Origin of the sequence: Bacillus marinisedimentorum, from assembly GCF_001644195.2 — a bacterium.
Taxonomy (GTDB): Bacteria; Bacillota; Bacilli; order Bacillales; family Bacillaceae_O; genus Bacillus_BL; species Bacillus_BL marinisedimentorum.
The window spans coordinates 1-21,429 of record NZ_LWBL02000073.1 but is presented as its reverse complement, the minus strand read 5'-3'; the positions used below and the strand labels follow the sequence as shown (position 1 = coordinate 21,429).

Genomic DNA, 21,429 nt, shown 5'->3' with positions numbered 1-21,429 from the left:
AAAGTGCATATATTTTAATTGACGCTACCATAAACATACAGTTATATTTTAATTATACAAAATATATACAAATACAAAATATATACAAATATGAAATGAGGAATCGATTGGATGACTTTTATTACGAGGTTCAGTTTGAAGAATGCTGCTGCCGTTTTTATAATTTCATTTCTTCTTGTTGTTGGCGGGATTTATTCTTTTTCCCGTCTGAAAGTTGATCTGCTGCCGAATATCGAGTTTCCGCAGTTATCGGTGGAAGTGATTTATCCGGGAGCGTCCCCGGCGGATATCAATGAACAGGTCACCTCTGAACTTGAAGAAAAGTTTGAAGGAATTGACGGCATCAAAAAGGTACAGAGCACTTCCTTTGAGAGCATCTCAATCATCAATCTCGAGTTTCCTTTCAACGCCGATATGGATGATGCTGAAAATCAGGTGAACCGTTACATAAACGAAATCGGGTTGCCTGATAATGCTTCTGCAGAAGTCAATCGCTTTTCATTCGGTACTGTTCCGATTTACAACATTTCACTGTTTGCCAAAGGGAACACCGGCCTCCAGGAAGTGGTCAAAAATGAGATTGTCCCTGAACTGAATAAAATTCCAGGCGTCAATAGTGTGTCAGTGGGAGGATACGCCGAGGAAGCTGTACAGGTTACCGTAGATAAAGAGCAAGCGCTCCAATACGGACTGACATTATCCAGGATCAAAGAGCAAATCAACAGCAAATATCTCTCCTTCCCGGCTGGGAGCATCAGTACGGAAACTCTGCAAATTCCAGTCCGGGTGGAAGAAAGCATCGAATCGATTGAAAATCTTAAAAAGTTGCGGCTGAAATCTGAATTCAACCCTGAAGCTCCATCTGTCCGTCTTGGAGAAATAGCAGTAATTGAGAAGGTGACCGACAAACCCGAGCTGACACGATTTAACTTAGAGGAATCACTTTCGATGGCGATCACGAAAAAACAGGATGCCAACACCGTCGCAGTCGCCGGCCAAGTCATGCAAATCCTTGATGCTTATAAGGATAAGGTGGATTTTGCCGTTGGTTTCGATTCTGCTGAAAGTATTGAAAAATCGGTCGAAACGCTCATAAAAGAAGGCCTGCTCGGCGCCCTGTTTGCATCCATAGCGGTACTGCTGTTTCTCCGCAACATCAGGGCAACAGTCATTGCAATCATTTCCATTCCGCTCTCGCTCCTGGTCGCTTCCATGTTCTTATATTGGATGGATATATCGCTGAATATCATGACACTCGGCGGGATGGCTGTCGCTGTCGGACGGGTCGTTGACGATAGCATCGTCGTCATCGAAAATATCTTCAGGCGGGTGCGTAAATCTCCCCTGGGCATGACAAACGATTTGATTCAGGAATCCACCAAAGAAATCCTGAAGGCGATCACGTCATCTACTCTGACAACTGTAGTCGTGTTTCTGCCGCTTGGATTCGTCGGCGGCATCACTGGCGAATTTTTCCTTCCTTTCGCCTTGACGATTGTTTTTGCGCTTCTGGCTTCCCTGCTTGTCGCTATTAGTATCGTTCCGATCCTGGCGAAATTTTCATTTAAAAAAGTACCGAAAGAAGAAAAGGAAGGCATACTCCAGCGTTTCTATGGGTCGAGCATCCGCTGGGCCCTCAATCATAAAGGGATTGTGATCGGTCTTTCCATCCTGCTCCTGGGCGGTGCCGGTGCACTGGTGCCGTCGCTTGGATTCACCTTTCTTCCCAATGAAGAACAAAAAACGCTTGTTGCAGGCGTGAAGCTTCCTTCAGCCACCTCTCTCGAACGTACAAATGAAGTATCACTTGAACTTGAAAACATGTTCACAAATATGGAAGAGATAAACGAAGTCACTGCTGGTGTGGGCACACGCGACTTCCAGACCGGGTTGAAGCGTGAAAACCAGGCCAACTATTTCATAAACCTGGAAGATAATGTACAAATCGGGCCGTTTATCAAACAGCTGGAAAACAAAATGAAAGAGACTGCAGAAGCAGCTGATCCAGAGGCGCAAGTAGGTGTCCAGGAACTGCAGACAGGCGGGCCCCCGTCGAATAACAATGTGAACATCGACCTTTTTTCAAATGACCTCCCAGCCTTGCAGGAAACAGCCAAAAAAGTGGAAGCTTATTTGAAACAACATGAACAGTTAAAGTATGTGAGCAATAATTTCAGCGAAAAGCAAAAGCAGATTATCGTAGAAGTTGATCCTGAACAAGCCAGCAAACTGGAACTTTCCGGTTACCAGGTCCTCGGCACCATTTCGGACCAGACCAAACCTGTTACCATTGGCGATCTCAAGCTCAATGGAACGGAACAGAAAGTCCAGCTCTCCTATGACAGTAAAATCGATTCAATCCAGATGTTGAAGGACACAGTATTATTCACCCCAAGAGGACCAGTCCCGCTCACCGAAGCAGCTCAAGTACAAGAAATCGATACCTACACATCCATTCAAAAGCTGGACGGAAAAATATTCGCCCGTGTTTCAGCCCAGATACGCGGGAATGATATCCAGCAGGTATCAAGTGAAGTGATTAACGGTGTGAAGGAAAACATTGAGCTGCCGCCTGGCGTGTCATTTGAAGGCGGAGGGGGAAGCGATGAGACGGTGGAGACATTTCAGCAGCTCGGCATTGCGATGCTCGTCGCAATCGGCCTCGTATATATCACAATGCTGATTACATTCGGAAAAGCGAGGATACCTTTTGTCATCCTTGCATCCCTCCTCTTTGTGCCAATCGGTTCACTTGTCGGCCTGTTTATCGCCGGTGAACCGATGTCTGTCAGTGTGATGATCGGCCTGTTGATGCTGATTGGCATTGTAACGACAAATGCTATTGTGCTTGTCGACCGGATTGGCCAGAACCTCGATGAAAAGGGAATGACCATCCGGGATGCGCTTATCGAAGCCGGCAAAACAAGACTGCGTCCAATTTTGATGACAGCCTTTGCTACGGTAGCCGCCTTAATGCCGCTCGCTTTTACGACATCTTCGGGAACCTTGATTTCAAAAGGCCTTGCAATCACCGTAATCGGAGGTCTTACCTCTTCAACCCTGTTGACACTCATTTTCACACCAGTGGTCTATGAACTGTTTTTCATTCGACAGTCCAGAAAAGAACAGAACCGGGCCTAATGGACAAAAAAGCTGATCCGCCGCCCCTGCCGGCTGCGGTTCAGCTTTTTATATAATACAGCTAATTATGGAAATGACAGTACCTTCCGATAAGCAAAAACTGTCTTCTCTTCCTCAAACCCCATCCGCCTGTAGAGGGATGCGGCTTTTCGGTTTTTCAGCCGGACAGAAATGTCGACTCTATCGATTCCCGGCTGCAGGAATGAATCCTCGATGACTCCCTCTATTAGCCTGGTGCCGATTCCTTTGCCTCTCATGCTGCTTTCGACATTGACAAAACAGACCTCGCACGCTTTTTCTTCAGGCAGCATCTCATAGTATACATAACCCGCCGCCTTCCCTTCTGAAAAGGCCATGACAAGCCGGTTATTCTCATTTAAACGCAACAGCATTTCGTTCACTGTAAAATAGGCGCCTTCCGGATGAAATTTTTTCAGCGCTTCCAGGTCCTCATTGCGGAAATCAATGAGAATAATATCGGCCTCAGGTTCTGAAAAAGCATGCTCTTTCGTTTTGGGATACATCATTTGCATTTCAGCATTATATAACTCAAATCCGTAGTCAGCCGCAAACTTTTTGCATTGTGTGTTATCGCCGTAAAACGCGATACGGACCTCTTTTGCACTTTCCGGTAAAAGCTTCACCAGCTCGTTCCACAAGAGCGGCACAGTATTGTTCCAATAATCAGGCTTCACAACCGGACCAAGCAGGCGGGCAATGCCCTGTTCACGGGATATGGATATACCCAAAAAACCGCAAATCTTTCCGGCCTCTTTGCATATAAGAATAGGGACATTATCTCGCAAAGCATCTTCCAGCTGTTGTCCCAGGAGCACTTTCGTTTGTTCGAGCCAAGCAACATAATGCTCATCTTTTGCATTATATGCTGCCAGAAAACGGACCGTTTCCTCCAGATGGGCTTCATCTAGAACCTGAATCATGTCACATCCTCCTTTTCCTGCTGCACTCTATCATTCTTCTTCCCGATTTCCGTTTCATACCAACTTCCCCTGGAAAACCCTCACGTTAATTTCTAGAAACACCCGGGAAAATCCTCTGCACGAATAAAAACAGCCCGAAGAAATAAAGCCCTGTCTGCAGTACGACAGGGCTTCATTCTTTCACTTTAAAATTTGACCATCCTGAAGTTGTCCGATGCCTTATTTCAGGTGAATTTCATGATTGGCCGGATTCACATTAGACCAGTCTTCCGTTGACAGGCAATCAACTTGTGATAAAAGCAAAAACCTTTGCCATAGCCTAAACCTTAAATTTACCAGCTGTTTCATTCAGCTGACTGGCAACAAGCTTCAATTCAGAAGCGGCTCCTTCCACGGAACTCATCGAGGCACTCTGCTGTTCGGTCGAAGCTGCAATTTGCTCGACATGCAAAGCATACTGTTTCGAAATGTCAGCCATTTGCCGGCTTTGCTCAGTGATGGATTCGACCATCTTGTGGATTTGATTGATCGTATCGAGAACACCTGCAGCCTTTTCATTAACACTGCCGATGCTTGTATGAATGTCGGAAAACTTGACATCGGCCTGGCTGACAAGTTCGTCGCCTTCCTCGACAGCCCGACGGTTTTCTTTCATGACAGTGACCGCTTCATCGGATTCTTGTCTCAGCGTTCCGAGAATACCGTTAATTGTATTGACTGCCTTTGAGGTTTGTTCTGCCAGTTTCCGGACTTCATCTGCTACTACCGCGAATCCGCGGCCGTGTTCACCGGCCCGGGCTGCTTCGATTGCTGCATTTAGCGCCAGCAGGTTCGTTTGATCTGCAATTTCCGAAATAACCGACAAAATCGTATGGATTTCTTTCGTCTTATCATTCAATGAATCCAGCACAACAGAAAGACCTTCCACTTTTCCATCGATGACTTTCATCTGCCTGGTCACTTTACCAAGGTATTGCTTGCCTTCATTCGCCTCGCTGGCACTCATCTGGGCTCCCGTTGAAGTTGCTTCAATCGCTGCCTTCATCGATGAGAGTTCCGAAAAAATGGACCCTACCCTCTCATTCATCATTTCAGAAAGCTGCACCGAATGATCCGCTCCCCCGGCAACCTCCTGAATCGCAGCGGTTATCTGTTGTGTTCCCGAACTTGTCTGGGCGACATTCTCACTCATGGAAAGTGATCTGCCCTGCACATCTCCTGCAGCAGCCGCCACCTGCTGAAGCATCCCTCGAAGCTGGTCACCAAGCTCATCCATCGCACGTGCAATCTGACCGGCTTCATCAGAGGAGTTGTCGTTAAGCTTCTGCACATTCAAGTTTCCTGATGCCAGTTCATTACAAACACCGGTTGCTGCCATAAGACGCCGGCGGATTTGCCTCCCGACAATGTACATTAATAAAACCGAAACCGCTATTGTCGCGGCAAAGGCGGCAAAAAGCCAGAGAAGTGCATCTTCGGCCTTTGCTTCGGAAGCCTCCATTGTCTCTTTTCGTCCTTCATTGACAGATGCCAGCAGCTTTTCCAATTTCGTCTCGTTATAATCCCTAATTGTTGCTGCCTTTTTCACTAATTGCCGCTGCAAATAGGCATCTACTGCTTTTCCCCCTGATGCGATATCTTTTACCGTCGGCTGAATTTCATCATTAAAAAGGGTGTCAAGTTCACTGTTCCCCTCACCGACAGTCTCCAATATCTCCTTTTCTTCGCCCTTTGCATTCTTGAGCAATTGATTAAGATTTTCCTGCAGTTCCTTTGATTCGCTGGCATATAATTCACCTGTACGATCCAGCGGTTCAGTTATGTAATCGCTGATCAGCATATACTTCTGTTTGAATGATGAACTGATTTCATTCAATGTCACCGTTTTTTCATTCATGGTGTTCAGCTCTTTCATATCCGTCACGATATTGCCGGCCAGCATCCTGACAAACAGCCATACGGCTGCAAACACAATCAGGACGATGTAAAAGACCACTCCGTATTTTTTTGCGATGGTCATGCTGCCTTTTTTCATTGCCCTTCCCCCGTCTCCATTGGTACGATTTTCTATGTATAGTAAAATCGTACCACACGGCACAACTGCTTTCTATCAATTTTTCAAAGGGTCACAATTAAGTAAGGCATCAGATGCCAACTTCATGAAAAATTCAGGCATAAATGCCTGAATTTTTGTGGAGGAATTCAATATTTAAGACCTTAGGTGCTGACGTACACACAGGTAAATCCTCCTGCTTTCCTGCCATTATAGAAAACTCGCTGATTGGCTCTCCTCAGGCGAAGACAGAGGCATCGTTCCATTTAATCATATTCTTAATAGTGGCCGCAGCATCAAAAGACTTCCTTCCTTTCAGCTTATACGAATACGGTAAAAAGCTGCCCTGACGGCAGCTTAGGCGGAAATTTTATATTTATCCAGCTCTTCACCTATTTTTCCGCTGAGGATATAAAAATACATTCTGAAGTCGGCGCGAAGTGACCAGACAGGGTGTCCGAAAGTCGCCGGTCTATTGCCCTCAATTAAAAAATGACTGTACCATGCCAGTCCGTAAGCCACAACAGGTGCCAGAAACACAAGCCACCATTCCACCACGAAAGCTAGAATGATAAATAAAAAGACACATGATGTGCCGACAAAATGCCAGGCTCTTGTTTTCGGCTTACTGTGCTGGCTTAAATAAAACGGCCAAAATTCCTCATAGTCAGCAAACTGGTTATCTTTCATGAAACCTTCCCCCCCCCTTTATATTTACTTACTATTCTGTCTTTTTTAAGTAAATTCCTTCCAACACGCTTGAAAAGCGCCGGAAGAAATTTCTTTTATTTCACCCCTGCTTTTCAGCTGGGGCAGGATCAAACCGAAACTCTGTTTTCTTTTCATGCTCATTCCAGGACAAATAGGCATCGAAAACTTTATCGCCTTTTTTGAATCCTTTTATGAGATTGGTGCTTCCCATCGCGAGCAGTTTGCCTGCATTGCTTTTAGTGATCGTTTTTCCAAGCACCTTTTTGGAAATGGTGAATTTGCAGCCGTTATCACGATAACTTGTACATCCATAAAAGGAGCCCTTATCGACGACCTTGCCGCCGCACCGCTTACACGTGCCAATCGGTTCGGATGCCCCCGCCGTCTTTTTGCCGCCCCGCCCTTTCCGCTGGGTAGGAATGCTTGTAAGATCGATATCGCCAAATGTCCAGGAATCCGATGTTTCAAGGGCATCGTTGATCACTTTATTCGACAGTTTTTTGATCTGCTCCATAAATGCAGAGGCAGACGCTTTTCCTTCGCCGATTTCCGCAAGCCGTTGTTCCCATTTCGCCGTCATTTCCGGTGAGGTTAGGATATCGCTTGAAATCGCTTCAATCAGAAGAATACCTTTTTCGGTAGCAAACACCTGATTCTTTTTGATTTCAATATATTTACGCTGTTTCAACAGGGTGATGATGCCGGCTCTTGTCGCCTCTGTCCCGAGCCCTTCCGTTTTCGCAAGTACTTTTTCAAGATCTGTGTCTTCAAGAAGCTTCCCTGCTGTTTTCATGAGGGTGATCAGCTGGCCTTCGGTATATCGTTTTAGCGGTTTTGTCTTGCTTTCTTTTACCTCAACTTCTGTTACGTGTCCCTGTTCCGCCTCTTCAAGCGCAGGCAGCAGCTGTTCATCGCTTCCGGTTTTACTTGATTCTTTTTCAAATATAACCGTACGCCAGCCCGCCTGGACTTGCTGTTTCCCTTTCGAAAGAAACTCGGCGCGTTGATCCACAAGCGTTTTAACGGACGTATAGTCGAATATGGCATTATCATAGTGAGCGGCAATCAGCCTTCGCACGACCAGGTCATAGATTTTCTGCTCATCGGGCGGAAGCTTTTCCGGATCTTTCACCTGTTCGGTCGGAATGATGGCATAGTGATCCGTCACTTTTTTATCGTTTACAAACCGCTTGTTGTCCATGATGGAAGGATACGGCAACGGAAAAAAGTCGTTGTACCGGCTGAAACCCGACAACTTACCAAGTATTTCGGGAAACGTTTCTGCTTCTCCGCGCGTAACGAAACTTGAATCGGAACGCGGATAGGAGAGGATCCCTTTCTGATATAGTTTCTGGGCAATATCGAGCGTTTTCTTCGGAGAAAACTTGAACGTCTTATTTGCAGTCGCCTGCAGAGCCGATAAATTGAATAAATAAGGCGGCTGATATATTTTCCGTTCTTTTTCCACCCTGGTGACCTCTGCCGGCTTGTCCCGGCAAAACGCCGCAACCGCTTCTGCTGTCTTTGCATCTTTCAAGCGGCTGTCACCGTCTTTCTGCCATTTTCCTTCGTACCGCTTTCCTTCCATATTGAACTCAGCCGTCACTTCCCAGAACGGTTCCGACTTGAAGTCGGCAATTTCCTGCTCGCGCTTTACGATGAGCGCAAGTGTCGGAGTCTGGACCCTGCCGGCCGAAAACACATCGGATACGCCCTTTTCCTTTAGCAAGAGCGTGTATATCCGAGATGCATTCATGCCGACAAGCCAGTCGGCACAGGCTCTTGTGTAGGCTTCATAATATAGGTTCCGGGTATCTTCCTCAGAAAGCAGCGAAGCAAATCCGCTGTAGATCGCTTTCGGCGTCAAAGAAGATATCCACAGACGCTTCATCGGTTTCTTCGCACCGCTCATATGAATGATTGTCCTGACAATCAGCTCACCTTCACGCCCGGCATCTCCGGCAATGATGATTTCATCCACTTCCGGCTTGGCAAGAAGCTTTTTTATAATATTGAATTGTTTGGCTTTCGATCTCATGACTTTATATTTGAATCTCTCGGGGACAATCGGCAGGGTTTCTTTCCGCCATCGCTTCCAATCCTTGTTGTATTCATCCGGTGCAAGCAGCTCAAATAAGTGGCCGACCGCCCATGTCACATAGGCTCCGTCCGGGAAAAGCTCATGCGGCGGAATTTCAGCGTACCCTTCCCTCTTTTTCGGTTTGAACTGGGCGGCAAGCGCCATCCCCTGGTCCGGTTTTTCGGCAATAATGACCTTCATGGCTGATCCCCTTCTTTTTATGCTGTATCCCGATTTTACCAGACGAACAGATATTCGAACAGAGCACGCGGTTATTTTTGTGAGCTGCACGAACTTTTAAGTTCCAATGCACAAACTCCCCTAATAAATCGAGGAAAAAGTGATATATTGAAAGGACTGGTGTACAGCTGAACTGCAGAAAGGAGAAATAAAATGGACTATATATCGCATATCCGCTCACTGGTCGGCCATGAGAAAGTCATCATGGTCGTGGCCGGGGCATTTGTTTTTGACGATGAAAACCGGTTATTGCTTCAGCAGCGCGCTGATAACGGCCAATGGGGGATACCAGGCGGCTTTATGGAATTCAATGAAACGGTCCAGGAGACTGCCAGAAGGGAAGTGTTTGAGGAAACCGGAATCAAACCCGGGAAACTCGAACTGTTCGGAATTTATTCAGGTAAAGATTTTGACAAGACATTCGCGAATGGTGACCAGGTATATATGGTGCAGATTATTTTCACATGCCGGGATTTCGTTGGTGAGTTGAAGGAAAAAACCGAGGAATCAATGAGAAATGATTTTTTTCCGCTTGATGCCCTTCCAACCAACATCTTCACATCCCAGACCATGTTTTTTGAAGACTATTTTTCTGATGAAGAAAGGCCGATTATCCGCTAAACTTGAGGAAGAGACGGGGACAAACGTATTTTAATCAAAGAAAAATCCGAACTATGTTGCGAAGCACTAAATAGAATTTCGCATTAGTTCGGATTTTTTTACTTTATGGCTTCTTAACATGAAATTATTCGTCTATAGAGTTGGGTAGTTTAGTTATGTCCCAGCCTCAAAATATCCATTTACTTTTTCATCATTTTTGCCAGGGAGTTGATATCCTTCGGCACTTTCCCGCTCGTGATTGCTTTGACAAGTTTATCTTCCTGCTCCTTGCTGACATTGCGGTTGGCGATTTTTCCGACACGCCGAACAATTTTGCGCACCGTTTTTTCGTCACTGAAATCAGCATTTTTTAATGAATCGGCGAGTTTCATGATTTCACTCATGTTCACACCGCTCTTTTTCTCGATGTTGTTGAAAACATTTTTGTTGCCAGCCATGTTTTCTCCTCCTTCCCGTCGTTATGGTTAGACTATGCCTGCCGGAAAAGAATTGTATAGGCTGTCAAAGCATCTCCTCCCAAAATGGGCACAGCCGGATCAACTCCTTTAACAAGACATCCGGAGTATTTTTTAGTAAGATACATACATGAGAAAACGTGACAATGTTTTGGCTGGCAAAGGAGGAGAATTTGTTGGAACCGATCAATAAAAGTGACCTGCAGATCGCCATAGATCATTTAACCGGACAGCGACTTTATTTGCACCTTGAAACAACCAATGGTGCCTATGCTACACACCACGGAGAAGCGAAAATGAATGTCGGGGCATATATCAGAAACGCTGAAATACAATATTCGCGCGGGAAAGTGGCTGGTGAAGGACCGTACCGCGTCGGATTGAAATTGGAAATCGGCTGGGTTTATGCTGAAGGCTTGACCCACTGGGAAAATGATGAAAAGGGCAGGATTCTCATTGCGGGACACGATGCAGATGGAAAACTTGCGGTTGCCCTGCAGCTCAACCCGGCACCTTTCGAGTAAGGAGGCAGAATGGATATGGATAAAGAAAGACATGTAATGATCGCTTTTCCTCATCCGGATGATGAGGCGTTTTCCTGTTCAGGGACAATATCGATGTATGCGGAAATGGGAGTGCCGGTCACATATGTATGCGGTACGCTCGGCGAAATGGGACGGAATATGGGAAATCCTCCGTTTGCAACCCGTGAAACACTGCGGGATATACGGAAAAAGGAGCTTATGGAAGCCGTCAAAGTGGTCGGAATTGATGATTTGCGCATGCTCGGGTACCGTGATAAAACAATGGAGTTTGAAGACCTTGATGAAATTGCGGATAAAATTTCCGAAGTGATCGATGAAGTGAAGCCGTCATTGATTTTGACATTCTATCCAGGCTACAGCGTTCATCCTGACCATGACACAATGGGAGCAGCTGTCATCCGGGCGGCAGAACGCATCCCGGAAGCAGAACGCCCCCAGGTCGATTGTGTGGCTTTTTCGAAAAACACACTGGAAGACCTGGGCGAACCTGATATTGTCAGGGATGTTACAGCAGCGGCAGACAAAAAAATCGCTGCCATCCAGGCGCACCGCTCCCAGGCAGAAGGCTTCCGCAATGCCATCGGCGAACGCCTGAAAGCACAGGAACCAGAAGCCATGGAATGGATCGGCACCGAGCGGTTCTGGCATTATAAATGGAACGATTGATTGATGGATCAAGCTGCCCGGCTGCGCGGGCAGCTTTTTTTTTAGCGGGTTGTTGCATTGCCTGGCAATTGCCTCGCAATTGCCAGGCAATCTGTGTTACACTTTTTTTATTTAATCTGGTTATTTTATCGAAACGGCTAAAAATATTACATATTTGACAGGGAAATAGGGGGCGATTTTGTGAAGAAGGTGGAAGCTGTTTTGGAAGCTTTGTTGATTGCGGATGACCCGGATACATTTGTGTCGCGCCGGATAGAAGAGACAGTGCTTGAATTTGGCGGGATACGCGGTGACCGCCATTTTGGGACAACTTATCCTGCGGATGTACGGCAGCCGATGTACCCAAAAGGGACGGAGATTCTTAACCGCAGGCAAATCAGCATCCTTTCGGCCGAGGAGATGAAAGCGGTTGCCCTAGAGCTTGACTTACCGGAAATCAAACCTGAATGGCTTGGAGCCAATATGCTGTTAAAAGGAATTAATGACTTGACGATGCTCCCGGCCGGATCGAGAATTTTGTTTTCATCAGGCGCTGGAATTGTCTGTGAATCGATCAATTTACCGTGTACCCTGCCAGGCGCCGTCATCCAGAAACAGTTTGCCGGACATCGAGGGCTTACTAGGAATTTCGTCCCCGCTGCAAAAAGGCGCCGCGGCATTGTCGGTTCGGTTGAACGCCCAGGACCGGTAAAAGCAGGCGAACCTGTTGTTATTTATGTCAACACTCCCGACGATCCGATGCAGTGACTGCCTTTCAATCCATCCACCTGTTTATTGAGCAGTTTTCCTTCAATTCCAGGCTGATCCACTCATTTTAAGAGTCTTTCATTCCCGCAGGGCTTCCCGTCCGCCAGCATGCTCACCAACAGGATCCAACGCCCGCATACGTCCAAGCGGCCTAATGTGATGGATACCTACAGCAAGTCCTTTTTCATATTCATTCCTCACACAAAAAGCCCGCTTTCCTACATGGAGAAGCGGGCTTTTTGCAATCACACATTATAACCTGATGCGGCCGGATGAAGTGCGACCGGCTGCCTTATGATTGTTTTTAAATCGGCAGGTTCTGTATTTTCCGGATTACTTAAATAGATTTCATGATGTTTTCCGACTGGTTCGTACCCTTCTGCTTTAATGAAATCATGAAGTTTCATAATCGTATCATGTTCTTCACTATACGGTCCTTTGTAAAGGACCTGGGCGGATAACCCTTCGTTGAAGCGTTCAAACCGCAAACTTTCCAGGAGCGGGAGATCTTGTTTTGCTGCAACTTCAGCCGCAGCTTTTTTCATCATATTTGCAGTGATGTGGTCTGGCTGCATAATCATAAGTGTCCATTTCCAACTGTCTTTTCTGAATCTGGAAAAGTTGCGGATATTGCCCATGTACCATAACGCTTCGAGCGGCATGATGTCGTAATCTTTGCCGACATTTCTGGATTTCGATTTAAGCGTATAAGAAACGGCTTGAAGAGCGTCGGCACTTTGCTGAAACACTGCGGAAGTATCCGGGTTGCCTTCCCCGTCAATCATGACAAAATTCATACCCGGCACTTCAATCAGCACGTTTTCTTCTGTCGCATCATAGAGACCTTTCATTTCTTGCTTATAATCTACTTTTTCCAATTCCTCCGCCTCCTGTATCGGAATATCCGTCCACATGATAGAAAACAAACCTGTTCTCATCATGCATTAAGCAGCCTCTGGCTGGAAAATGCGTTTGAACCCTCCTGAGACCCGGCTCATCAAAACCGGTAAAACTATGCTTCAAGCAGGCGCTCCAATTCAATGAATATCGTATCGTTTCCGGCAAGTACGTGCAAGCCTGTATCCTGCTGTTCCACTTTGACACGGCCGCCTGCTTCTTCAACAAGCAATATCCCTGCCGTAACATCCCACGGCTTCAGTTTAAATTCCCAATACCCTTCAAACCGGCCTGCAGCCACCTGGCACAAGTCAAGGGCAGCGCTTCCCGTCCGGCGGATGCCTCCCACTTCAAGCACGACCTTGCTGAACTCATTGACATTGTTTTGAGGATGCTCCGCCCGGTCATACGGAAACCCGGTTGCAATGACAGCCTGCCTTAATTTCTTCCGTCTTGAAACGACGAGCGGCTTACCATTTAAATAGGACCCTTTACCTTTTACTGCTTCGTACAATTCCCCGAGTCCCGGTGCATACACTACGCCGATGACCGTTTCCCCGTGATGCTTGACCCCTATGGAAATGCAGAACATCGGAAAGCCATGAGCATAGTTGGTTGTCCCGTCAATCGGATCAATGATCCACTCGTATTCACTTCCGCTCACGACCTCTACTGTACCGCCTTCCTCTGTCACAACTGCGTGTCCGGGATAGTGCTCCCCTATTTTGCCGAGCAGGAACTTTTCGGCCCAGATATCCATTTCGGTCACAAGATCGATAGAAGAAGACTTTTCATTGATTTCAATGGTGCGTTCAAGACCTTCAAGAAGTTCTTCTCCTGCCTCATTCACCCAGTTTTTGATATTTGTAAGTATTTCCGAATATTGCTTCATAGCGAATGTCCCCCCAGCCGTCTCTCTTTTTGATTAACGCTGAAATCAAAGACTATTTCAACAGCTTGATAAGTTACAATACACGTTCTCTAATCTTATTTTATCTTACCATGCACAGCCATGCAGTTAAACGGACATATAGTATTGTTTCATCCTTAGCCGAGCCTAATCCATAAAAACAAATTCTTCCGTCAAAAAATTATAGGAATTGACGAACTAATGATGTGCTGCGGTTCAGCTTCACTTTTACTTTCATAATTTTCCTTTCATTCGACACGGTGTGACGTTCTAGTTAGAATTGTTTAGGCATTTGAGTGTCCGGGTATGGAAAACAGATGATAGATTACCGTTTGATTTTTTGGACACGGTTCGAAATGGTATAGTGCAGGCCCGGGAAAAAGAAAGTTGCCTGCATTTACACCCGTACTATACATAATTTATAAACGCAGTTCAGATTTTCGGAGGTGCTAGTGAATGAGTAATGCCAGTGACAATGAACAGAATGAAACGTCCAGCAAAACAAATCCCGTTTTCTGGATATCAGCGGTGTTTATCTTCCTGTTTGTTCTATGGGGAGCTTTTTCACCGGGATCTTTAGCCGATAATGCCGGTATCGTCTACGACTTCACAACAAAGTCGTTCGGCTGGTTTTATCTCATGTCTGTGTTTTTCTTTGTTATTTTCCTGTTTTACCTTGCTATAAGCAGGTTTGGAAGAATTCGGCTTGGACCGGACTCGTCCAGGCCGGAATACAGTTTCTTTACATGGATCGGAATGCTGTTCAGCGCCGGATTCGGTGTCGGGCTCGTATTCTGGGGAGTTGCTGAGCCTATGCAGCATTATCTCGTGCCGCCGCTTGATACGGTTGCGCCTGAATCAGCAGAGGCAGCCCGGACAGCCATGCGCTATTCTTTTTTCCACTGGGGGATTCATCAGTGGTCCGTCTTTACAATCGTGGGGCTTGCCCTCGGCTACTTCCAGTTCAGGCATCATAAAAAATCTTTAATCAGCTCCACTCTTGATCCGTTACTCGGTGAAGGCAATCATACCACGCTTAGGTCAACGATTGACGTTCTAGCTGTCATTGCCACTGTCACCGGTGTGGCCACTTCTCTCGGAATGGGAATCCTGCAAATAAACGGCGGGCTGAACCATGTATTCGGCATTCCAAATAATCCGATTATGAACATCGTAGTAACCGGAATTCTGATGGTCCTTTACCTTACCTCGTCAACGACCGGGCTTGACAAAGGCATCAAATACTTAAGTAACCTGAATATGATTCTTGCCATTATGTTGATGGTTGTCTTTTTCTTTCTCGGGCCGACAGTATTCATACTGAATTCTTTGACACTTGGAACCGGTGATTATATTCAGAACTTCGTCGGGATGAGCTTCCGTCTTACGCCGTACGAAGGCGGCAGCTGGGTCAGGGACTGGACGCTGTTTTACTGGGCATGGGTTATTGCCTGGTCCCCGTTTGTCGGTTCATTCGTTGCCCGTGTTTCAAGGGGGCGGACGATACGAGAATTCATCATCGGGGTTCTGATTATCCCGCCGGCAATCGCAATTGTGTGGATGGCCATTTTTGGCGGCACGGCACTGAACATGGATTTATTCCACGGCACTGATATTGCCCAGGCTGTTGATGCAAATGTGACAAGTGCCCTTTTTGAGACATTCAGTTATTTTCCGATGAGCATGATCCTTTCCGTGATAGCCATTACTTTGATTTTCACATTCCTGGTTACTTCGGCTGACTCGGCGACATATGTACTCGGCATCATGACAACCCGCGGCCAGCTGATTCCGCCGATGGGTGTCAAAGTCATCTGGGGTATACTCCAGGCTGCAATTGCAGCTGTTCTGATCGTCAGCAGCGGGTTAGAAGGATTACAGACTGCCTCGCTTGTCGCTGCATTGCCGTTCACGGTGATTTTGATCATGATGGCATTGTCACTCTTTAAATCCCTGCAAAGAGAGCCAATCCCTGAAAGAAAGCGGCATAGGGAACCAAAGGCGCTGAAAAGGAAAAAGAAGCAGGAAACGGAAAAACCAGTGGAATAACCGGCTGCAGACAGCTTTCGCTCCACAGGTCCCGCTTCATGGATAAAGAATTGAACTTGATGACGAACAGTCCAATTTCATGGTAAATTGGACTGTTTGTTTATGATTTAAGGTTGGTGCAATTGAATGAATGACAGTGGGACAGTAAGTGTTTCAGCAGCTCAGGAGGGATATCCTTGAAAACCAAAGGTGTGGTTCTTGTTTTAATCGGAGCTGCAAGCTTCGGCTTTACACCGATATTTGTTAAAACCGGGTTTGGTTACGGTTATTCACTGGGTCAAATCAATATTACCCAGATGCTCACGGCAACGGCATTGTTATGGATGTTCACCTTCCTCAAAGGTCTGGATGTCAGCGGGATAAATGTAAAAAATGTGATGAAAACCGCCCTGACAGGAACTTCAGTCGGCCTGACAAGTATTTTTTATTACGGCGCAATGAAATACTTACCCGCATCCCTTGCAATCATTCTTCTCTTCCAGTTCGTCTGGATCGGCATGGTTTATGAATGGATTTTCAGTAAAGCAAGGCCTGATAGGATTAACTACATATCAATGGCCGTCACCTTAACGGGTGTATTTTTTGCTTCCAATATATTGGGTGGCGAAGTTTTTGAGCTTCCGGCCGCAGGGCTGTTACTCGGTCTCTTATCAGGAGTATCGTATGCGGGGTTCATTTTTTCCAGCGGCCGGGTTGCCGCCGGTACGCACCCTCTTATAAGAAGTGCCTTGATGGTTTCCGGCTCCGCGATTCTTGTCTTGATTATTTTCTTCCAGGACATTCCCGATATTCGGTTTTCAGATGGGCGATTATGGCTGATAGGAACCGGTATAGCGCTGGTCGGAGCCGTCATCCCGCCTTTGTTCTTTGCGGCAGGAACTCCCCTGATATCCGGCAGACTCGCCAATATGCTCAGCTCGATTGAGTTGCCGGTTGCCATCATCACAGCAATGGTATTCCTTTCAGAATCGGTTTCAGGGCGGCAATGGGCAGGTATCACATTAATTGTTGCCGCCATCTTGATCAATGAACTCGGAAGCCCCATACTTTCCCCTAAGAGAAAAAGGTAAGCTCGATAGCACTTTAGCTGGCAGACAATCAGAGGTATTTACTGTTTGACGCCTCCATCCGCCATATTCAGTATCAATCTTCATGGCAAAATCCATCTATAGGCTTATAATATCCTTCAATTATCGAGGCCAATATCCTGTTTTCATTGGATACGTTTTAAAATCTAAATTCAGTGAAATTACCACCTATAGCAAAATCTTTCTAGCTAAACTCTTCATGTGAAATTGGAGGTCCTATTGTTGAAGTATCCAAAATCACTGGACATTTTAAAAAAAATTATGTTTTCTGGATATCAACCATTTTTATAACCGCTATTGTAGTCTGGGGAGCCGTTCTTCCGGCACAATTCAAAAAACAGGCTGAGGCAGCATTCAGCTTTACAGTCGAGGCTTTTGGCTGGCTGTATATGTTTGCTGTCTTTTTCTTAATTATATTTGGTCTTTTCCTGGCCGTTTCAAAGTATGGAGATATCAAGCTTGGTGACAACGATTCGGAACCCAAGTATTCCTTCTTCACCTGGATCGGGATGCTTTTCAGTGCAGGTTTTGGCGTTGGGCTTGTGTTTTTCGGCGTTGCAGAACCGATGCAGCACTTTTTGAAGCCTCCGCGTGATGAAATTGTTTCACTCAGTCCTGAAGCAGCCAGAACGGCAATGCAATATTCCTTCTTCCACTGGGGAATCAGTCAGTGGGCGGTTTTCTCCACTGTCGGCCTTGCGCTTGCGTATTTTCAGTTCCGAAAGAAAAAACCGGCTTTGATCAGCACATTTATGGACCCTGTTTTTGGTGTAGGCAAATATCCGGCGGTAAGAACAGCCATTGATATTCTTGCAGTCATCGCCACAGCGATCGGAGTGGCGACCTCTCTTGGGCTCGGTGTACTGCAAGTAAACGGAGGCCTGAAAGAAGTATTCGGCATGCCGGAAAACATGTTCATCCAAATTATGATCATGGGCGTACTTCTTGCCATGTACCTCACATCGACAACAACCGGTTTGAGTAAAGGCATCCGGTATTTGAGTATAGCCAATCTTTCCATTGCAGGCCTGCTGATGCTCCTTTTCGTGTTTATCGGGCCCACTTTTTTTATCTTGAAAGTGTTTGCGCTTGGAATAGGTGACTATATGCAAAACTTTTTCGAGATGAGCTTCAATTTCAAACCGTACCAGGATGAAAACAAATGGCTCAGCGAATGGACATTATTTTACTGGGCATGGGCAATCGCCTGGTCTCCATATGTAGGTTCTTTTGTGGCACGTGTATCCAGAGGCCGGACGATTCGCGAGTATATATTTGCTGCCATGTTCGTACCGCCGGCTATTGCCATGCTGTGGATGGCTGTATTTGGTGGAACAGCGCTCCATCTGGATATTTTCCAAGGGCAGGATATTGCCCAGGCAGTCGACGGGAATGTGCCCGCGGCTCTTTTTGAAACCATTTCTAATTTTTCTATGAGCATGGTCATTTCGATTGTGACAATCATTCTGATTTTCACGTTTCTTACAACATCAGCCGATTCAGCTACGTATGTGCTTGCTATGATGACGTCGCGCGGGAAACTGACACCGAGTAACCCAGTCAAAATCATCTGGGGCGTGCTCCAGGCAGCGATTGCGATTGTGCTCCTAAGTGCAAGCGGACTCCAGGGCCTTGAAACTGCGTCCCTTGTCGCGGCAGTTCCATTTACCCTGATTCTGTTTTTAATGTGTTATTCACTGTATAAAGCCCTTCATGCCGAATTTGATCAACAGGGGAATATGAAAAGAGATAAATAATTCGGATACGCTTGCGTTTGCCGCGCAAAGCCAAAATAGCGTATAATGAAAACTGTTTTAAATGAAGGAACAGATGTTACAGGAGTTGAACGGACACATGAAAAATAACCACTGGATGCTCGTGCTGCTTGCCGGAATTTTTGAAGTTATGTGGGTCATCGGGCTAAAACATGCTTCCGGCTTGCTGGCATGGTCCGCAACCGCAATAGCGATTTACGCCAGTTTTTATTTCCTTATGGCGGCATCCAGCAAATTGCCGACTGGAACGGTTTATGCCATTTTCACCGGAATTGGGACAGTCGGCGCTGTTTTTTCTGAAATCATCTTTTTCAATGAACCCCTCAACTGGATCAGGATGGTCCTGCTGGCAGTACTCCTGATTGGAATCATCGGCTTGAAGACTGTCACGGATCAAACTGATGAGAAAGGGGTTGAAAGCAGTTGAACTGGCTTTTTCTCATCATCGGAGGCATGTTTGAAGTAATCGGTGTACTGGGTATCAATCTTGTTAACAGCAAGAGAAGTGTTTCCTCTTACTCCGTTTTGCTGGCAGGATTTTTATTAAGTTTCTTGTTTCTATCAAAAGCGATGGAAACCATCCCAATGGGAACGGCGTATGCTGTTTGGACCGGAATCGGAACAGCCGGAAGCGCACTTCTGGGAATGGCTGCATTTGGAGAATCAAGAAACTGGAAGAGGCTTTTCTTCATTAGCCTGATCATATGTTCAGTAATCGGCTTGAAATTGATTTCTCCATGAACATAACACTAACATGAGCACAGCAAACAGGCCTTCCCCATTGCAGGAAGGCCTTTCGTCATCATGGTATTTAGTTATAATGCAGTCCGCTGGCAAGCGGCAGGGATTCAAGCGCGATATTGCCCTCGACAGCATAAGCGGCGACTGGCCTGGCTGCGGAAAAATAGGATTCCAGCTTCCCGGCTTCCGCCTTTACAATTACAGCCTTTTCATGCAGCAGGCTTGCCGATTTAAAGCCGGCCAGATCTTTATGTGAAAAGCCATGTTCACTGAACAAAAGCCATGTCGGATAGTCATCACCGCCTGCATGAGCAGGTACCTCTCTATGAAGCGGGCCGGTGATTGGCTGGCGGTTTTTCACCACCTGGACGAGATCCTCAATCATCGCACTTGCTGTCGGCAATTTTCCTGCTCCAGGTCCCTGCAGCGTGATGTTCCCTACGATGTCACCTTCGATATTGATCGCGTTGTCAACACCTTCGATATGATAAAACGGATGCGTATCTGCAACCAATACAGGTTTCACCGTTCCTTTCAAACCATCTGGCCCGTATTCAATTTCCGCAATATGCTTAAATCTCAGCCCGACTTCAGAAGCGAGCCGGATTTGTTCACTTGTAATGAATGAAATTCCGGAACGATCTACTGCATTCCAGACGGGCTGCATACCGTACGACACCCTGCTTAAAATCATCAGCTTATAAAAAGCATCATAGCCTTCGATGTCATTTGTCGGATCAGCTTCTGCATATCCAAGGTGCTGTGCCATTTTCAGCGCTTCAGAAAACGGCAGCCCCTCCTCCCTCATCGTTGTCAGGATGAAATTCGATGTACCGTTAAGGATACCCTGGATCTTTTTTACCCGATTCACATTGACCAGGTGCTGAAGCGTTTGGATGATCGGCACCCCTCCGGCTACAGTCGCCTCGAATCGTACGGAAACCGCATGCTGTGCGGCAATCATCTCAAGTTCTTCACCGTGATAAGCATACATTTCCTTGTTTGCCGTTATCACATGGCAGCCTTTCTGGAGTGCCTGTTTCAAATAAGTGAACGCCGGTTCCAGGCCGCCGGTGGCTTCCAGAACAACCTCAATCGTACCCAGTTCCAAAATTTCTTCAAACCGGTCCGTAACGAGCACATCTCCGGCAACATCACGTTTTTTTGATGCATCTTTAATGAGCACCGCCTGTACGCTGACCTTTTTCCCGATTACCCCTTGAAGCTGCTCCTCATGTGATTTAATCGTTTCATAAACGCCAGTTCCCACTGTTCCCAGTCCTAATAAAGCTACATTTACTGTACTCATATTCACTCCACTCCCTCTTCTGAATTATTCGTTCGGCCTCTACGGGAGTTGCGTGAACAAAAAAAGCCTCTTCGGTAAGAAGAGGCTTTGCTTGCACGATCCTCCCTTATCTCTCAGGTTCCATCACCTGTAGGACTTGGCACCTTATCAAGCGAACTTGATGGTTGCCGGGTTTCATCGGGCCTATTCCCTCCACCTCTCTGGATAAGAGCTATTATTTTGTAATTTCAGTTAAATCAGATTATAACAACTTGCGGCTTGTACCGTCAACAGGTTTTTTATGGACTTGTTAAAACTGCAAAATTGTAAAGCGTATAGTTTTGAAGCTAAACGGACCTGTTTAGTTGAGATTGCCGGGCCAGTTCTCTGTTAGCGCAGGCAGGTTTAGGCCTTGTTTCTAAAGATTGACGATGAATGCAGGCGTTAGCGCGCTGATTTTGGGTGGTTTGGCGCCGTTCGG

Annotated in this window: 19 protein-coding genes and 1 riboswitch; of the genes, 10 read left to right on the top strand and 9 right to left on the bottom strand. The window is 46.3% G+C overall.

Annotation, left to right across the window (positions count from 1 at the left end; translation table 11 throughout):
• The first annotated feature begins 111 nt into the window (after positions 1 to 111).
• Positions 112 to 3,141, top strand: coding sequence for an efflux RND transporter permease subunit (locus A4U59_RS19900; protein WP_070121804.1), 3,030 nt, complete (start codon positions 112 to 114; stop codon positions 3,139 to 3,141).
• Between the two features lie 65 nt (positions 3,142 to 3,206).
• Here A4U59_RS19900 and A4U59_RS19895 read toward each other — a convergent pair whose 3' ends face one another.
• The 4 genes from A4U59_RS19895 to A4U59_RS19880 all read right to left on the bottom strand — a co-directional run bounded on the left by A4U59_RS19895 (position 3,207) and on the right by A4U59_RS19880 (position 9,127).
• Entirely contained in the window at positions 3,207 to 4,082 is an 876-nt protein-coding gene (locus A4U59_RS19895; RefSeq protein WP_070121803.1) for a GNAT family N-acetyltransferase, read from the bottom strand.
• Between the two features lie 319 nt (positions 4,083 to 4,401).
• Positions 4,402 to 5,088 carry a methyl-accepting chemotaxis protein gene (locus tag A4U59_RS22660; protein ID WP_425388930.1) on the bottom strand — a complete coding sequence of 229 codons (687 nt, stop codon included), beginning with the start codon at positions 5,086 to 5,088 and terminating at the stop codon, positions 4,402 to 4,404.
• A gap of 1,404 nt (positions 5,089 to 6,492) precedes the next feature.
• Positions 6,493 to 6,825 carry an Mpo1-like protein gene (locus A4U59_RS19885; protein WP_070121801.1) on the bottom strand — a complete coding sequence of 111 codons (333 nt, stop codon included), beginning with the start codon at positions 6,823 to 6,825 and terminating at the stop codon, positions 6,493 to 6,495.
• Positions 6,826 to 6,925: 100 nt separating this feature from the next.
• Entirely contained in the window at positions 6,926 to 9,127 is a 2,202-nt protein-coding gene (locus A4U59_RS19880) for a DNA topoisomerase III (RefSeq protein WP_070121800.1), read from the bottom strand.
• 192 nt (positions 9,128 to 9,319) lie between these two features.
• Between A4U59_RS19880 and A4U59_RS19875 the strand changes: the two genes are divergently transcribed.
• The gene (locus A4U59_RS19875) at positions 9,320 to 9,787 is read left to right on the top strand and encodes an NUDIX hydrolase (RefSeq protein ID WP_070121799.1); all 468 of its coding nucleotides are present in this window, start codon (positions 9,320 to 9,322) and stop codon (positions 9,785 to 9,787) included.
• 179 nt (positions 9,788 to 9,966) lie between these two features.
• Here A4U59_RS19875 and A4U59_RS19870 read toward each other — a convergent pair whose 3' ends face one another.
• Positions 9,967 to 10,224: a stage VI sporulation protein F gene (locus A4U59_RS19870; protein ID WP_070121798.1), complete on the bottom strand. Its 258-nt coding sequence runs from the start codon at positions 10,222 to 10,224 to the stop codon at positions 9,967 to 9,969.
• A gap of 194 nt (positions 10,225 to 10,418) precedes the next feature.
• Here A4U59_RS19870 and A4U59_RS19865 point away from each other — a divergent pair, with 194 nt between their 5' ends.
• The 3 genes from A4U59_RS19865 to A4U59_RS19855 all read left to right on the top strand — a co-directional run bounded on the left by A4U59_RS19865 (position 10,419) and on the right by A4U59_RS19855 (position 12,200).
• Positions 10,419 to 10,766, top strand: a complete 348-nt coding sequence (locus tag A4U59_RS19865; protein ID WP_070121797.1) for a YojF family protein — start codon at positions 10,419 to 10,421, stop codon at positions 10,764 to 10,766.
• A 15-nt stretch (positions 10,767 to 10,781) separates the two neighbouring features.
• Positions 10,782 to 11,453: a bacillithiol biosynthesis deacetylase BshB2 gene (gene bshB2 / locus A4U59_RS19860; protein ID WP_070121796.1), complete on the top strand. Its 672-nt coding sequence runs from the start codon at positions 10,782 to 10,784 to the stop codon at positions 11,451 to 11,453.
• Between the two features lie 180 nt (positions 11,454 to 11,633).
• Complete coding sequence (locus A4U59_RS19855; protein ID WP_070121795.1) at positions 11,634 to 12,200, top strand: MOSC domain-containing protein; 567 nt, start codon at positions 11,634 to 11,636, stop codon at positions 12,198 to 12,200.
• A gap of 78 nt (positions 12,201 to 12,278) precedes the next feature.
• On the opposite strand, the gene A4U59_RS22450 is transcribed toward A4U59_RS19855, so the two are convergent.
• From A4U59_RS22450 to A4U59_RS19845, 3 genes are all read right to left on the bottom strand, one after another.
• Positions 12,279 to 12,401, bottom strand: coding sequence for a hypothetical protein (locus A4U59_RS22450; protein ID WP_281183892.1), 123 nt, complete (start codon positions 12,399 to 12,401; stop codon positions 12,279 to 12,281).
• Positions 12,402 to 12,445: 44 nt separating this feature from the next.
• Complete coding sequence (locus tag A4U59_RS19850; RefSeq protein ID WP_070121814.1) at positions 12,446 to 13,078, bottom strand: GyrI-like domain-containing protein; 633 nt, start codon at positions 13,076 to 13,078, stop codon at positions 12,446 to 12,448.
• 134 nt (positions 13,079 to 13,212) lie between these two features.
• Positions 13,213 to 13,989, bottom strand: coding sequence for an inositol monophosphatase family protein (locus A4U59_RS19845; protein WP_070121794.1), 777 nt, complete (start codon positions 13,987 to 13,989; stop codon positions 13,213 to 13,215).
• 474 nt (positions 13,990 to 14,463) lie between these two features.
• On the opposite strand from A4U59_RS19845, the gene A4U59_RS19840 reads away from it, so the two are divergent.
• The 5 genes from A4U59_RS19840 (at position 14,464) to A4U59_RS19820 (ending at position 19,660) form a co-directional block, all read left to right on the top strand.
• The gene (locus A4U59_RS19840; RefSeq protein ID WP_070121793.1) at positions 14,464 to 16,056 is read left to right on the top strand and encodes a glycine betaine uptake BCCT transporter; all 1,593 of its coding nucleotides are present in this window, start codon (positions 14,464 to 14,466) and stop codon (positions 16,054 to 16,056) included.
• Between the two features lie 176 nt (positions 16,057 to 16,232).
• On the top strand, positions 16,233 to 17,126 hold the full coding sequence (locus tag A4U59_RS19835) for an EamA family transporter (RefSeq protein WP_070121792.1): 894 nt from the start codon (positions 16,233 to 16,235) through the stop codon (positions 17,124 to 17,126).
• A gap of 224 nt (positions 17,127 to 17,350) precedes the next feature.
• Entirely contained in the window at positions 17,351 to 18,901 is a 1,551-nt protein-coding gene (locus A4U59_RS19830) for a BCCT family transporter (protein WP_342670214.1), read from the top strand.
• A 61-nt stretch (positions 18,902 to 18,962) separates the two neighbouring features.
• Positions 18,963 to 19,346: a DMT family transporter gene (locus tag A4U59_RS19825; protein WP_281183888.1), complete on the top strand. Its 384-nt coding sequence runs from the start codon at positions 18,963 to 18,965 to the stop codon at positions 19,344 to 19,346.
• The gene (locus A4U59_RS19820; RefSeq protein ID WP_070121789.1) at positions 19,343 to 19,660 is read left to right on the top strand and encodes a DMT family transporter; all 318 of its coding nucleotides are present in this window, start codon (positions 19,343 to 19,345) and stop codon (positions 19,658 to 19,660) included. The genes A4U59_RS19825 and A4U59_RS19820 overlap by 4 nt, the downstream gene beginning before the upstream one ends.
• Positions 19,661 to 19,730: 70 nt before the next feature.
• On the opposite strand, the gene A4U59_RS19815 is transcribed toward A4U59_RS19820, so the two are convergent.
• Positions 19,731 to 20,969, bottom strand: a complete 1,239-nt coding sequence (locus A4U59_RS19815; RefSeq protein WP_070121813.1) for a homoserine dehydrogenase — start codon at positions 20,967 to 20,969, stop codon at positions 19,731 to 19,733.
• A gap of 103 nt (positions 20,970 to 21,072) precedes the next feature.
• Positions 21,073 to 21,180, bottom strand: a riboswitch (SAM riboswitch).
• Positions 21,181 to 21,429 lie beyond the last annotated feature (249 nt).